The organism is Ochrobactrum sp. WV_118_8 (assembly GCF_039631535.1).
GTDB lineage: Bacteria > Pseudomonadota > Alphaproteobacteria > Rhizobiales > Rhizobiaceae > Brucella > Brucella anthropi.
The window spans coordinates 499,472-513,088 of sequence record NZ_JBDIUZ010000001.1 but is presented as its reverse complement, the minus strand read 5'-3'; the positions used below and the strand labels follow the sequence as shown (position 1 = coordinate 513,088).

The window sequence follows — 13,617 nt, the reverse complement described above, 5'->3', positions numbered from 1 at the left end:
GTGCTTCTGCTGACATCTCGCCAATTCACGCTGACGACTTATCAGGAAGCCCTGGAAATGAGGGCGTCCAGACACGTGCCGCAACGCGAGCCGGGCTTCTATTGGGTGAAATGGCGCTTGTCAATTGGTCCTCCTGCCAGTTGGTCCTCTTGCAATGCTGATCTTTCCACAAATCGAGATCGAATTTTTCTGAAAGAGCAGCGCTACAGATCCAAAATTTTAAAGCATTCTCCCCTATTCGAATACGGGAATAAGGCCCTAGAGGTACAATCGATAATTTAAAACGGTCCCTTCTCAGCGCAATCTGTGGAACCATTTTGGCTAGAGCGAAATGCGCTCACATTCGTTCGCGCTTCCGCTCCATCTGTTTGTATTACCGCATTTATGCAACGTCAGGTGATACCACCTGAATGCAAAATGCTCTACGCAGTCAGGAAGCTGACAATCTTGCCTTCTTTTCACGCCTGCGCTGAACCGATGAAGCAATATTCATCGATTCCCGATATTTTGCGACCGTTCTTCGCGCGATATCCACACCGTCCTTCTTCAGAGCATCCACGATGGCATCATCGGACAGCACGTCATCGGGCTTTTCGGCGTCGATCATCTGCCGAATACGATGGCGCACGCTCTCCGACGAATGAGCGTCGCCGCCTTCGGATGAGGCAATGGAGGCCGTAAAGAAATAGCGCAGTTCAAACACGCCACGCGGCGTGGCCATGAATTTGTTCGCCGTCACGCGGCTGATGGTCGATTCATGCATACCGACCGCGTCGGCAACCGTGCGCAGGTTGAGCGGCTTCAATTGGGTCACGCCGTGGCGCAGAAAGCCGTCCTGCTGCCGGACGATTTCCTGCGTTACCTTGAGAATGGTGCGCGCGCGCTGGTCGAGACTGCGTACGAGCCAGTTCGCGGTCTGCATGCAATCCGAGAGAAATGCTTTTTCTTCGGCTTTGACCGAGGTGCTCACCTCTGCATAATATTCATTGTTGACGATAAGACGTGGCATTGCGGCTGCGTTGAGTTCAATAGTCCAGCCACCGTCACGCGACGGTGTAACCAGTGCGTCCGGCACGATGGCATCGGCCACGGAGATTTCGAACAAAGCACCCGGCTTCGGATCGAGCATGCGGATTTCGGTCAGCATATCGAGGATATCGGCCTGATCGACACCGCACAGCTTCTTGAGCGTCGCAAAATCCCGCCGTGCAAGAAGATCGAGATTGTCGATCAACGCCTCCATAGCTGGATCGAACCGATCCTTTAGACGCAGCTGTATCGCCAGACACTCCCGCAGATCACGGGCAAAAAGTCCTGCCGGATCAAAGCCTTGCATCATTCCAAGAACGCGCTCGATCTCGACGGTTTCCACGCCAAGATTCTGGGCCAGACCGACAATATCGACACGCAGATAGCCGCTCTCGTCCAGTGCATCGGCGAGCGCCGTCGCAATGAACCGGTCTGCCGCTTTGGAAAAAGTCAGCGTGATCTGTTCCGCCACGTGCTCGCTCAATGAAATCCGGCTGGCCGTAACCTGATCGATGTCGTAACTGCCACCTGAAACATATCCGTCACCGACGGACGATTTCCATTGCGCGGCAAGATCGGGACCGATCTCGTCGAAGCGACCCGGATCATCCGGAAAGATATTTTCAAGTGAACTGTCAAAGGTGGATGAGAGATTTTCGGCATTATCCGAAGCGCCTGTTTTGAACCAGTCGCCATCCGACAAGTCATCCGACGCCGCATCCTCTCCGCCGGTTTCAGCGCCGTCTCGTGCTGATTCAGCGCCCGAAAAATCATCATTCGCTGCCTCAATTCGATCCAGCAGCGGATTTTTTTCGATTTCAATGTCGAGAAATTGCTCCAGCTCCATATGCGTCATCTGCAGCAGCTTGATCGACTGCATCAGCTGGGGGGTCATCACCAGCGATTGCGATTGACGGAAATCGAGCTTGGGCGACAGAGCCATGCGACGCGTTATTCTCCCCCGTTAAACCCTGTCAATAACCGCGGAACACATGGTCAACGCGCGAGATATTCTTGACAGCAATCTGGCCTTCAGACGGCACTCATCGACATGGGACCTGAGCCCATACAGAGGAATAAGCCGTGCGCTCGCAGCCGTTTCAGGCTGAAAGCGTATTTGAATGAAAACTGGTATGAACCTTGCTTGTCAATTCAGAATGTGCGGTTTGGGGACAAAAGGGGAAATAGTCGCGGTTCAGCGGCACTTTCTGTAACTTTGTACAGAACATAACAGGCTCAAACCGATGGCTGATCAGAATGAAGGCATTTCCATAGGAGCCTGAGATGATATGAAAATGCCGAATATCAAAGTGTGAATTGGTCGCCGAGATAAAGCCGGCGTACGTCGGGATTGGCGACGATTTCGGCAGGACGACCATGTGTCAGCACCTGACCGGCGTGAATGATGTAGGCGCGGTCGATAAGCCCGAGCGTCTCACGCACATTATGGTCGGTAATCAGAACACCGATGCCGCGGCTTGTCAGATGACGAACGAGTTGCTGGATATCCGAAACGGCAATCGGATCGACACCAGCAAAAGGCTCATCGAGCAGCATGAAGTTTGGGCGCGATGCCAGCGCACGCGCAATTTCGAGACGACGGCGCTCGCCGCCGGACAGCGAAATGGCAGGCGCTTTGCGCAGATGAGCGATGTGAAATTCTTCCAACAACGCATCCAGCTCGGAAGCGCGTTTGGAGCGATCTTTCTCCACAACTTCCAGCACAGCCTTGATGTTGTTTTCCACCGAAAGGCCACGGAAAATGGATGCTTCCTGCGGCAGATAGCCGATGCCAAGACGGGAACGGCGATACATCGGCATAGACGTGACGTCGAAACCGTCGATCTCGATGGAACCGGCATCAGCCGGAACGAGGCCTGTCACCATATAGAAGCAAGTGGTCTTGCCTGCGCCGTTCGGCCCCAGAATACCGACAGCTTCGCCAGCACGCACACCGAACGACACGCCATTGACGACCTGCCGGCCGCGATAGCTCTTGCAGAGACCGCGTGCCACCAGCGTCCCTTTGAGACGCGTCGACTTACCCGGCTGGCCGGGCATAGCGCCCGCGACATCGGATGGTGCGTTCACATTTTGCGATGCGCCTTGCGGCCCGTCGGCCTTCTTGTTCCAGAACAATCCCACGCCTGCTCCGGTCAGTTCTGCTTGGGCGCAGCACCGCCCTGCTGTTGATCTTTCGGGGCCATGATAATCGATACGCGACCCTTGGTCTGGCCCTTGCAGCTTTCGACATTGGCGCGGCCCGTATCGAGATGCGCCGTCAGCTTGCAACCGGTCACGACATTGTCGCCATCGGTCAGAACCACTTTCTGCCCCTGAAGAACCATAACCTGGTTTTTCGCATCATAACGCCCGGTATCACCAGTTGCGACCTGCGTCCCGGACTTGAGATAGACTTTCCCCGAAATGTCGATGTGATCGATGCTCGATGAATCGAGGCCGCCCACGCCAGCACTTGTCGGTTCCGGGGCCGGTGCTTCGCCGTCTTTCTTGGCCTTGTTGTAATAGACTGTCATCTGGCCTGCCTTCAGCAGGGCGTCGCCCTGCGAAACGGCAACATTACCGGTGAATATGGCAATGCCTTCCTTGTCGCGCATTTCCAGCTTGTCAGCGTCGATCTTGACGGGCGCCTTGCTGTTGGAAAGCTTCAGGCCGTTCACGGCTGCGCCTTCCTGCGCCAGTGAAACTGTCGGAGCCGCGACAATGCCGAGCGCCAGAACTGCAAATCCCATCCGCAAAGTGCGGGCCATCGTACCCTTGTTCATCTTGCCCGTCTCGCGTTCCATATAATTTCAGCTCCCCGAAGCATTCGACCATCCCTGGGTCGACATGCGGTCAGACGCAACATTAAGCACTTTGCGGCCAAATGGGAACATTCAGCATCGCAAAATGCGATCAAAAAAGCGGCTTAGAGCCTGTACCATTCCGATTGCATCAGAATCACGCTCTAACAATCTGTTTTCGAGCACATTTCGATCCGAGGACCGGTTTCAGAATGTACTCAACCGCGTCGCACAGATATGAATCGGTCCGAACGCTTCCCCTATCCTCAAATCAGGCTCCCTTTTCAGGGAGCCTTGTTGGGCGAAACAACGCTGCCGTCAACAGTCATTCGAACCTTGTTCTCGAAAATCAGAACCTTGCCGTTGTCCTTGACCTGCATGCTGTCGGCCAGAATGTGCGTGCTGCCGCTGCGGATATCCACGGGCTTATCAGTGGTGATCTGCCCGCTCTTGAGATTTACGTCCGCAGAGCGCAGCACCGCACGTAAACCGTCGTCTGTCGTAACAGTAAAGTCCTTATCAAGTTGCAAACGCCCATTGGCATTGTCGTAAACACCGGACGTTGCCTCGACCTTGGCCGTGCCCTTGTCACCAACCGGCAGCTCCGCGGAAATGCCTTCAAGCGAAATCGCACCGCTGTTCTTTGCATCCTGCGTCGCCTTGGAAGCGGTCATCGAATAGGGGCGGTTATCCTTGGTATAACCATTCAGGTGCGGGCTCGTCATGACAAGCTTTCCGCTTTCGCCGCCATTGTTCACTTCGACCTTAACGGGCGCGTTCGGCGTCGCAAGAAACGTATACCAAGAGAATACCGCTCCCACGATGATTGCGGCGACAGGAAGGGCTGTCTTCAGAACGCGAACGCGGATCGAATGGCGCTGTGCAGCATGAAAAAGCGTCTCGGCCTTCTCCGACGCACCAAAACGCATGCCACCCGTGCCGCGACCTTGAGCAGTCGCGTTCTGCGGCGCATGGCTATCTGTGGTGTCGGCGGTCATGTGGCGTTCAATTCCTCAACGGCTTTCGTAAAACTCGATAATCAGCGCGTGTGTGTCGCGCTTTTTCATTTCAATAAGGTTTATTTGGGGTGAAATAGTCGGTCGCTCAATAGCTTTATACCGCGCAAAACACCGCACCCGCCTCGCAAACAGCAAGCAGGAACGGCCTATGCCTTTGATAATTCAGCCCAATTGACACCCCACCGAATTAAGCAGGATGCTATTCAACTCTTTGATACCACAAAACTCGGTCAAATTACAGCTGTGCGTAATGCAACCGCCAGAGCTGATCCGGCAACGAACATAAGAATCTCGGACAGCTTCATTACAATATGTATTTCAGGCACTATCTCTAACCAGACCTATTTTTCGAAGATACTTGCCGCGTGCCCTCATTCGGGGCACAAGGTGAACTGTCGAGCGCAAGCCGCGCGATTTGAACGAACGGATGGACGGGAATGGCTCAAGACGCCGAAGCAATTATCGAACGCCGGAAATTGCGCAGAAAGCTGACGATCTGGCGTGGGGCCTTCCTGCTTCTGATCGCCGCCTTGATTGCCGTCTTCGCTTCATGGTCCATGCGCGGCACCAACTTCAACCAGCCGCACATTGCCAAGGTTCGTATCGAAGGCACCATCTTCGAGAATGAGGAATTGCTGAAGCGTCTCGACAAGATCGCCAAGGATGACGCCGTCAAAGGCGTGATTCTGGTTCTCGATTCGCCCGGTGGAACGACGGTGGGCGGCGAAGCGATTTTCGAAGCCGTGCGCAAGATTGCCGAGAAAAAGCCGGTCGTCACGCAGGTAGGAACCCTTGCAGCTTCCGCCGGTTACATGATTGCCAGCGCTTCGGACCACATCGTGGCACGACAGACATCCATCGTCGGCTCGATTGGTGTCCTGTTCCAGTATCCAGATGTTTCAAAGCTTCTCGATACGATCGGTGTGAAGGTCGAAACCATCAAATCCTCGCCACTCAAGGCGGAACCCAATTATTTCAGCCCGGCCAGCGAAGAAGCCAAGGGCATGATCCGCAATATGATCATGGATTCCTATGCGTGGTTCGTGGACATTGTCGAAAAACGCCGTTCGTTCACACATGAACAGGCGCTGGCCCTCGCCAATGGCGCAGTTTTTACAGGGCGACAGGCACTCGATAAAAAATTGATCGACGGATTGGGCGGTGAAGAGGAAGCGGTCGCCTGGCTTGCGAGCAAGGGGCTTTCCAAAGATTTGCCGCGTCTGGAATGGAAGCCGGTCAGCAGTGAAACGGGTTTCTCGCTGCGCGATCTTATCATTCATGCCGGTGCACGCCTTCTTGGCGTGCCGCAGGAAGCAGACGGCATGTTGAAGCAGATCGCCAAGGAACGCATCTTTCTTGACGGACTTCTCTCGGTTTGGCACGTTGACGGTACGCCTGAAGCGAATTGACGCCAGCTAGGTAAACTTACACAATATCCGGTAGATACCGGATGAAACAAACAGAAGAACAGGGGTTTAAAGCCGTGATCAAATCGGAACTCGTTCAGATTATCGCCAGCCGTAATCCGCATCTCTTTCAGCGCGATGTCGAAAACATCGTGGGCGCGGTATTCGACGAGATCACAAACGCCCTTGCCGAAGGCAATCGTGTTGAGCTGCGCGGCTTCGGCGCCTTTTCGGTGAAGAACCGCCCTGCTCGCAGCGGTCGCAATCCGCGCACCGGCGAAACGGTGGACGTGGAAGAAAAGTGGGTTCCCTTCTTCAAGACCGGCAAGGAACTGCGCGACCGTCTCAACGGCGCAGTCTGATAGACATCATGGCGGCAAAACGCATCATCGCCATCATCGTTCTCGTGCCGCTTGCAGTGGCTCTGATTGCGTTGTCGGTTGCCAATCGCGCATCGGTGCAGTTTACGATCGATCCGTTCAATCCGGGCAATCCCGCTCTGTCCTATAATGCGCCTCTGTTTCTGTGGCTGTTCGGCGCGCTTCTTCTCGGCGTTGTCATCGGCTCACTGGTGACGTGGCTCACACAAGGCAAGCACCGCCGCAAGGAGCGCATGTACAAGCAGGAAGCTGCGCGCCTGCTTGAACGGAGCACCGCCGCCGAAAAGCGCAATATGCCGGTCGTGAACTCCTGAAACACCTGCTATTCTCAAACCCGGAGGCAAAACTTCCGGGTTTTCATGGTCGAAGCGCGATTGAACGTCGTTTTCCCCTTTCACACCGGCCCTGTTTATCCTACCTAGACCCCAATCATGATGATTGGAGTTTCGGGTGAAAGCGCCAAAGGGAAAAGGCAAAAAGCCGTCGGGCGGCAAACAGGACCGTGGTTTCGAGCGCGCAAGACATGATGCGCCGCGTTCAGAAAGCAAATTTGAAGGCCGATCTGATGGCAAGTCTGACAATAAAGGCTCGTCTTTCAAAAAGCCGCGCCCCCAATTCGCCAAGGCCGCACCCAAGCCCGTAGACGACAAGCCCGCTACTCCGCTTCGCGAAATCAAGCCTTATGCCGGTGCACGCCCGGGAGAACAACTGCCACTCATCCTCGAAACGGAACCCTCGCCCGATTATGCGCTTCTCGACAGCGGCAACGGGTTGAAGCTCGAGCAATATGGTCCCTATCGGATCGTCCGCCCGGAAGGTCAGGCAATCTGGTTGCCGAGCCTGCCGCAGAAGGAATGGGACCAGGCCGATGCCGTCTTCACCGGCAACACCGACGAGGAAGGCATGGGACGCTGGGCCTTTCCGAAAGTGCCGCTCGGCGAAACATGGCCAATGCAGCACGATGGCATTTCCTTTCATGGCCGTTTCACCTCGTTCCGCCATGTTGGCGTGTTCCCAGAGCAGGCCGCGCATTGGTCCTATATGGATGGGCTTATCCGAGATGGGGTAAAGTCCGGACGCAGCGTTAAGGTGCTCAATCTTTTCGGCTATACGGGCGTCGCCTCGCTGGTAGCGGCACGTGCAGGTGCGGAAGTGACCCATGTGGATGCCTCCAAGAAGGCCATTCTCTGGGCGCGTGAAAATCAGGAAATGGCCGGGCTTTCGGACAAGCCAATCCGATGGATCTGTGAAGACGCGATGAAATTCGTTCAGCGTGAGGAACGGCGCGGCAGTTTCTATGACATCATCCTGCTTGATCCGCCTGCCTATGGGCGCGGGCCGAGCGGCGAGGTTTGGCAGTTGTTCGAGCATCTGCCCGCAATGGTCGATACATGCCGGTCCATCCTGACGCCAAAACCGCTCGCCGTCATCCTGACTGCCTATTCGATCCGCGCATCCTTCTTCGCCATTCACGAACTGATGCGCGACCGTTTCACCGGTCTTGGTGGTACGGTCGAATCGGGCGAACTTATTCTGCGCGAACGTTCCGCCGATCAGTCGGGAGGACGCGCGCTTTCCACATCCATGTTCAGCCGCTGGGTAGCAAAATGAGCCGTGACGACGATTTTTCCAAAGGCGGCTCTCGTGCCGAATATTCCAAGGTAGGTCAGGTGAAGGAAGTCACCAGCCTCACCAACCCTATCGTGAAAGATCTCCGCTCGCTGGCGCTGAAAAAATTCCGCGACCAGCAGGGCGTTTTTCTGGCCGAAGGGCTGAAGCTTGTCATCGACGCGCTGGAACAGGACTGGCGCATCAAGACGCTGGTCTTCGCCAAGTCCGGCAAGGGCAACAAGATGGTCGAGCAGGTTGCCGCCCGCACCTTCGCCAAGGGCGGTTTGGTGCTGGAAGTGACCGAAAAGATCATGGCTGCTATTACCCGCCGCGACAACCCGCAAATGGTGGTTGGTGTTTTCGAACAGCAATATCGCCCGCTCGCAAACCTCAAGCCGAAGAACAACGATGTTTATATCGCGCTCGACCGCGTGCGCGATCCCGGCAATCTGGGCACTGTCATCCGTACCGCCGATGCGGTCGGCGCCAAGGGCATCATTTTGATCGGCGACACCACCGACCCCTATTCGCTGGAAACCGTGCGCGCCACGATGGGCTCGGTCTTTTCCATGCCGCTCTATAAAGTGACGGAAGCCGACTTCCTCAACTGGCGCAAGGGCATTTCCGGCCTTGTCGTCGGCACCCATCTGAAAGGTGCGGTCGACTATCGCACCATTCCCTATGCCAACAAGCCGGTCGTGCTGATGATGGGCAACGAACAGCAGGGCCTGCCGGACAGTCTGGCCGATACTTGCGACAAGCTCGCACGCATTCCGCAGGCAGGCCGTGCAGATTCCCTCAATCTTGCAATTGCCACCGGCGTCATGCTCTACGAAATTCGTCGCGACGCACTCACGCTCGATGAAAGGGTTTCCGGATGAAGCGACACGCAGTCTGGTCCTCACTGTTCGTCGTTGTCCTCACCATACTGATCGATCAGGGCGTCAAACACCTGGTGGAAACACGGATGGGCTACGGCCAGCAGATCGACCTGCTACCGTTCCTTGCCTTGTTTCGTACGCACAATGAGGGCATCGCCTTTTCCATGCTGGCATGGCTGCATGATTGGGGACTGGTCGCAATCACCGCAGCAGTTATCTTGTTCGTACTTTATCTGTGGTGGACCAACGCGCCGGACCGCATCTTCGCACGTTACGGTTTTGCACTTGTCGTCGGCGGCGCCATCGGCAATCTTATCGACCGCGTGATGCACGGTTACGTCGTGGATTATATTCTGTTTCACCTGCCAACCTGGTCATTTGCAGTTTTCAACCTCGCCGACACCTTCATTACAATCGGTGCAGGTCTCATAATTCTGGAGGAATTCCTCGGCTGGCGGCGCGAACGGGCTGCCCGCTAACCCGCCGGGTTGAACAGTTTCTGCCTTTCGCATAATTTGATCTCTTAAAATTAAAAGCTTTTTGAAGAGGATAAGGTCCAGCCATCCGAATTGACACATTGGTGACATGCTTCTGTCATCGTCGCGTAGCACTGAATCTGTACTGCTTCGGTCGAACTGGACGTCCTGTCCAAGTAATCAGACCGAACGAGGATAAGAGTGGTTTGTTCTTGCTGAAATATCAGTGGGAAAGCCGTTCAGGAATACGTGAATAGACAAATCAGGAGCCATCATCATGACAGTACTGCTTGGAATGGACCAGCAAATCATTGATGATACGGTCATGTCAGGCTTAGAAGCACAACAGGCGCTGTTCGCGTCCAACGGCGATCCCATCGTTCTGGGACGCATCGGATCGCTGGAAGTACGGCTTGCAAATTCACGCGAGGCGGTAGAAGCCGCGCAGGAATTGCGTTTCCGCGTCTTCTTCGACGAAATGGGCGCACGCAGGGAAAGCATCGAAGCCGTGGAGCTTCGAGACGCTGACCGTTTCGACGCTATTTGCGATCATCTGCTCGTTTACGACACCGCCCTGCCCGTGCCGGAGCATCAGCAGATTGTAGGCACCTATCGTCTGATGCGTAGCGATCAGGCGGAACAGGCGCTCGGCTTTTATTCTGCCGATGAATATGACGTGCAGCGTCTGGCCCTTTCACGCCCGAACCTCCGCCTGCTTGAACTGGGACGCTCCTGCGTGAAGGCGGAATACCGCTCCAAGCGCACTGTCGAGCTTCTTTGGCAAGGTGCCTGGGCCTATTGCCGCCGCCATTCCATCGATGTGATGTTCGGCTGCGCTTCATTCCACGGCGCTGTGCCTGCAGCGCATGCGCTCGGCCTGTCGTTCCTCCATCACAACTGCCGTGCCACCGATGACTGGGACGTTCGTGCCCTGCCCAATCGCTATCAGGCCATGGACCTGATGCCGAAGGAAGCGATCAACAACAAGGTTGCGCTGTTCTCAATGCCGCCACTGGTCAAGGGTTATCTGCGTCTCGGCGCAATGATCGGCGACGGCGCAGTGATCGACGAGGCATTCGGCACAACCGATGTCTTCATCATCCTGCCGATTGAGCGCATTTCCAGCCGCTACATCACCTATTACGGCGCGGAAGCGAACCGTTTTGTTTAAGCAAAAAGGCGAAACATCTGTTTCGCCTTTTTAGTTTCACGCCCTGCCTGCCAGTTCCTTTAATTTGTAGATCAGGTCCAGCGCTTCTCGCGGAGTCAGTTCGTCTGGACTGATTGCAGAGACAGCCTTGGTCAGTTCACTATCTTTGCCCTGAACCTGCTGCTTCGGCTTTTCCTGCTGCAAGACGACAGAGAACAGCGGCAGATCATCGATCAGCTTGTCCGCCTTGCCCGAGGTTTCGCCCGCTTCAAGCTGGTGCAGCACATCGCGCGCGCGATTGACGACCGCTTCGGGCAGCCCCGCCAGACGCGCCACCTGCACGCCATAGGAACGGTCAGCTGCCCCTTTCGCCACCTCATGCAGGAAGACGACATCATTGTCCCATTCCTTGACCCGCATAGTGACGTTGGAAAGCCGCTCAAGCTTTTCTGAAAGTGCGGTCATTTCATGGAAATGCGTGGCAAACAAAGCCCGGCAACGGTTCTTTTCATGCAGATATTCAACCGCTGCCCAGGCAATGGACAATCCGTCGAAAGTGGCTGTACCGCGCCCGATCTCATCGAGGATCACCAGCGAGCGTTCGCCTGCCTGATTGAGGATCGCAGCCGTTTCCACCATTTCAACCATAAAGGTTGAACGCCCGCGTGCCAGATCGTCGGAAGCACCGACACGACTGAACAGCCTGTCCACGACACCGATTTGTGCAGAACCCGCAGGCACGAAGGAGCCCATCTGTGCCATGATCGCAATCAGCGCATTCTGGCGCAGGAAGGTTGACTTACCGCCCATGTTCGGGCCGGTCAGAAGCCAGATCGCGCCATTGCCGCCGTCTGCTTGCGGCGAGAGATCGCAATCATTGGCGACGAACGGATTGGCCGCTTGACGCCGGAGGGCCTGCTCTACGACCGGATGACGACCCGCGATAATGTTGAAGGACAGGCTGTCATCGACTTGCGGACGGCAATAACCCTGCTCTTCCGCCAGCACAGCAAGCGCTGCCGAGACGTCGAAAACAGCAAGCGCCGATGCGGCGGCACGGATGCTATCAGCATGGGAGACCGCTTCCGCCGTCAATTCCTCGAACACGGCAAGCTCGATTGACAATGCGCGGTCGGCAGCATTGGCGATCTTGCTTTCCAGTTCCGCCAGTTCGGTCGTGGTAAAGCGCATGGCATTGGCCATGGTCTGGCGATGGATGAAACGGCTCTTAGCTTCATCCGTATCCGTCATCGCCCCGGCATTGTTGGCCGTCACCTCGATAAAATAGCCAAGCACATTGTTATGCTTGATCTTCAGCGACTTGATACCGGTTTCTTCGATATAATTTGCCTGCAGACCGGCGATCACCCGGCGTGACTGATCACGCAAAGCCCGCATTTCATCGAGTTCGGAATTATAGCCTCCGCGCACAAAACCGCCATCGCGTTTCAGAAGCGGCAATTCGTCAGCCAAGGCCCGGTCGAGATGGGCGGTAAAGATGGCGGGCATGGCACTGACGGCATCGCGGGCATGTGCCAGTTCGTCGGGCAGCAAAGCGCTTTCCAGCAGGCTCGCAATGACATGCGCAGCCTCGAAGCCTCGGGCAAGGCTACCCAGATCACGCGGGCCACCGCGCCCGACGGCAAGGCGCGAAAGACCGCGCGGCATATCCGGCACGCCCCTCAGTTCTGCACGCATGGCTTCACAGAGCGACTGCTCGCTCAGGAACCAGGAAACGGAATCGAGCCGCAGCGCGATTTCCTTCGGATTGGTCAGCGGTGCAGTCAGGCGTTCGGCAAGGAGTCGTGCACCGCCGCCCGTCACCGTGCGATCAACCGCCTTCAGCAAACTGCCATCGCGATTGCCAGACATGGTGCGGGCAAGTTCAAGACTGGCGCGTGTGGCCGGGTCGATAAAAAGCGTGCCGCCCTCATGTTCGCGTTCGGGCCGCATCAAGGGTGGGCGCTCGGAAATCTGCGTCTTCTCGATATAGGCGATTGCCCCGGAAATAGCTGAAAGTTCAGGACGGCTGAACTGGCCGAAACCATCCAATGTCGCGACGTTGAAATAGCGTTGGATGCGCGCTTCCGCAGCCGCGCTGTCAAAGAGGGTCGCCGGTTGTGGCGTTACCGCCTTGCCGACCAGATCGAAGACCGGGCGTAGCTCCTCATCATGGAAGGCGCTGTCAGCCACGACCAGTTCGCGCGGGTCGACCCGCATCACATCGGCGAAAAGCCGGTCCGGCGTGGTTTCCGCCACACGGAAAGTTCCGGTTGAAATGTCGATCCAGGCGAGCGCCAGCGCACCATCGCCGCGCGTACGCCCCATCGCCATCAGGAAATTGGCTTCGGACGGATCCAGCAGCTTTTCTTCGGTCAGCGTGCCCGGTGTGACGAGACGGATCACATCGCGCTTCACCACCGATTTGGAGCCGCGCTTCTTCGCCTCTGCCGGGTCTTCCACCTGTTCGCAAACCGCGACGCGATAGCCCTTGGCGATCAGCTTCTGCAGATAATCGTCGGCGGCATGGACCGGCACGCCGCACATGGGAATATCCTCGCCCAGATGCTTGCCGCGCTTGGTGAGCGTGATGCCGAGTGCCGCAGAGGCTTCCACTGCATCATCGAAGAACAGCTCGTAAAAATCGCCCATGCGATAGAAGAGCAACGAATCGACATTCGCCGCCTTGATCTCAATATATTGTTCCATCATGGGCGTCAGGCGAACGGGCGCTGCCTCGGCGGTGTTTTCTTCCGCTTCCGAGCCGTGTTCGTTAGCCGTCGTTTCCATCTAAAAACCTTCATTTATTGCTTAGCCGGCGAGGCTAAAGTTATAAAATTTCGTATTCCATCGTTTTTGGA

General features: G+C 56.1%; 12 protein-coding genes. 7 read left to right on the top strand and 5 right to left on the bottom strand.

Annotated elements, in window-relative coordinates; genetic code table 11:
* Window positions 1-430: 430 nt before the first annotated feature.
* The 4 genes from rpoN to lptC form a co-directional block, all read right to left on the bottom strand.
* Window positions 431-1,972 carry an RNA polymerase factor sigma-54 gene (rpoN, locus tag ABDF71_RS02395; RefSeq protein ID WP_500060957.1) on the bottom strand — a complete coding sequence of 514 codons (1,542 nt, stop codon included), beginning with the start codon at window positions 1,970-1,972 and terminating at the stop codon, window positions 431-433.
* Between the two features lie 362 nt (window positions 1,973-2,334).
* Window positions 2,335-3,174: an LPS export ABC transporter ATP-binding protein gene (gene lptB / locus ABDF71_RS02390; protein ID WP_151614925.1), complete on the bottom strand. Its 840-nt coding sequence runs from the start codon at window positions 3,172-3,174 to the stop codon at window positions 2,335-2,337.
* Window positions 3,175-3,185: 11 nt separating this feature from the next.
* Window positions 3,186-3,836, bottom strand: a complete 651-nt coding sequence (locus tag ABDF71_RS02385; RefSeq protein WP_011982370.1) for an LptA/OstA family protein — start codon at window positions 3,834-3,836, stop codon at window positions 3,186-3,188.
* Window positions 3,837-4,117: 281 nt separating this feature from the next.
* Window positions 4,118-4,831 carry an LPS export ABC transporter periplasmic protein LptC gene (gene lptC / locus ABDF71_RS02380; RefSeq protein ID WP_011982369.1) on the bottom strand — a complete coding sequence of 238 codons (714 nt, stop codon included), beginning with the start codon at window positions 4,829-4,831 and terminating at the stop codon, window positions 4,118-4,120.
* 458 nt (window positions 4,832-5,289) lie between these two features.
* Here lptC and sppA point away from each other — a divergent pair, with 458 nt between their 5' ends.
* The 7 genes from sppA to olsB all read left to right on the top strand — a co-directional run bounded on the left by sppA (window position 5,290) and on the right by olsB (window position 10,777).
* Window positions 5,290-6,261, top strand: coding sequence for a signal peptide peptidase SppA (gene sppA / locus ABDF71_RS02375; protein WP_010658000.1), 972 nt, complete (start codon window positions 5,290-5,292; stop codon window positions 6,259-6,261).
* Between the two features lie 74 nt (window positions 6,262-6,335).
* Window positions 6,336-6,620, top strand: a complete 285-nt coding sequence (locus ABDF71_RS02370; RefSeq protein ID WP_004687882.1) for an integration host factor subunit beta — start codon at window positions 6,336-6,338, stop codon at window positions 6,618-6,620.
* 8 nt (window positions 6,621-6,628) lie between these two features.
* Entirely contained in the window at window positions 6,629-6,952 is a 324-nt protein-coding gene (locus ABDF71_RS02365) for a lipopolysaccharide assembly protein LapA domain-containing protein (RefSeq protein ID WP_010657999.1), read from the top strand.
* 136 nt (window positions 6,953-7,088) lie between these two features.
* Window positions 7,089-8,249, top strand: a complete 1,161-nt coding sequence (locus tag ABDF71_RS02360) for an RsmD family RNA methyltransferase (RefSeq protein ID WP_029925929.1) — start codon at window positions 7,089-7,091, stop codon at window positions 8,247-8,249.
* Window positions 8,246-9,130 carry a TrmH family RNA methyltransferase gene (locus ABDF71_RS02355; protein WP_094514682.1) on the top strand — a complete coding sequence of 295 codons (885 nt, stop codon included), beginning with the start codon at window positions 8,246-8,248 and terminating at the stop codon, window positions 9,128-9,130. The genes ABDF71_RS02360 and ABDF71_RS02355 overlap by 4 nt, the downstream gene beginning before the upstream one ends.
* A complete protein-coding gene (gene lspA, locus ABDF71_RS02350) occupies window positions 9,127-9,609 on the top strand; it encodes a signal peptidase II (RefSeq protein WP_010657996.1) in 483 nt (160 codons plus the stop codon). The genes ABDF71_RS02355 and lspA overlap by 4 nt, the downstream gene beginning before the upstream one ends.
* A gap of 274 nt (window positions 9,610-9,883) precedes the next feature.
* A complete protein-coding gene (olsB, locus tag ABDF71_RS02345; protein ID WP_029375852.1) occupies window positions 9,884-10,777 on the top strand; it encodes a l-ornithine N(alpha)-acyltransferase in 894 nt (297 codons plus the stop codon).
* 36 nt (window positions 10,778-10,813) lie between these two features.
* Here the strand turns inward: olsB and mutS are convergent, their stop codons facing one another.
* The gene (mutS, locus tag ABDF71_RS02340) at window positions 10,814-13,546 is read right to left on the bottom strand and encodes a DNA mismatch repair protein MutS (RefSeq protein ID WP_437259619.1); all 2,733 of its coding nucleotides are present in this window, start codon (window positions 13,544-13,546) and stop codon (window positions 10,814-10,816) included.
* Window positions 13,547-13,617 lie beyond the last annotated feature (71 nt).

Bases quoted from the DNA above. Each gene is read 5' to 3' on its own strand.
- sppA (WP_010658000.1), top strand. From the start codon at position 5,290: ATGGCTCAAGACGCCGAAGCAATTATCGAACGCCGGAAATTGCGCAGA.
- ABDF71_RS02365 (WP_010657999.1), top strand. From the start codon at position 6,629: ATGGCGGCAAAACGCATCATCGCCATCATCGTTCTCGTGCCGCTTGCA.
- olsB (WP_029375852.1), top strand. From the start codon at position 9,884: ATGACAGTACTGCTTGGAATGGACCAGCAAATCATTGATGATACGGTC.
- lspA (WP_010657996.1), top strand. From the start codon at position 9,127: ATGAAGCGACACGCAGTCTGGTCCTCACTGTTCGTCGTTGTCCTCACC.
- lptC (WP_011982369.1), bottom strand. From the start codon at position 4,831: ATGACCGCCGACACCACAGATAGCCATGCGCCGCAGAACGCGACTGCT.
- ABDF71_RS02355 (WP_094514682.1), top strand. From the start codon at position 8,246: ATGAGCCGTGACGACGATTTTTCCAAAGGCGGCTCTCGTGCCGAATAT.
- ABDF71_RS02385 (WP_011982370.1), bottom strand. From the start codon at position 3,836: ATGGAACGCGAGACGGGCAAGATGAACAAGGGTACGATGGCCCGCACT.
- rpoN (WP_500060957.1), bottom strand. From the start codon at position 1,972: ATGGCTCTGTCGCCCAAGCTCGATTTCCGTCAATCGCAATCGCTGGTG.
- mutS (WP_437259619.1), bottom strand. From the start codon at position 13,546: ATGGAAACGACGGCTAACGAACACGGCTCGGAAGCGGAAGAAAACACC.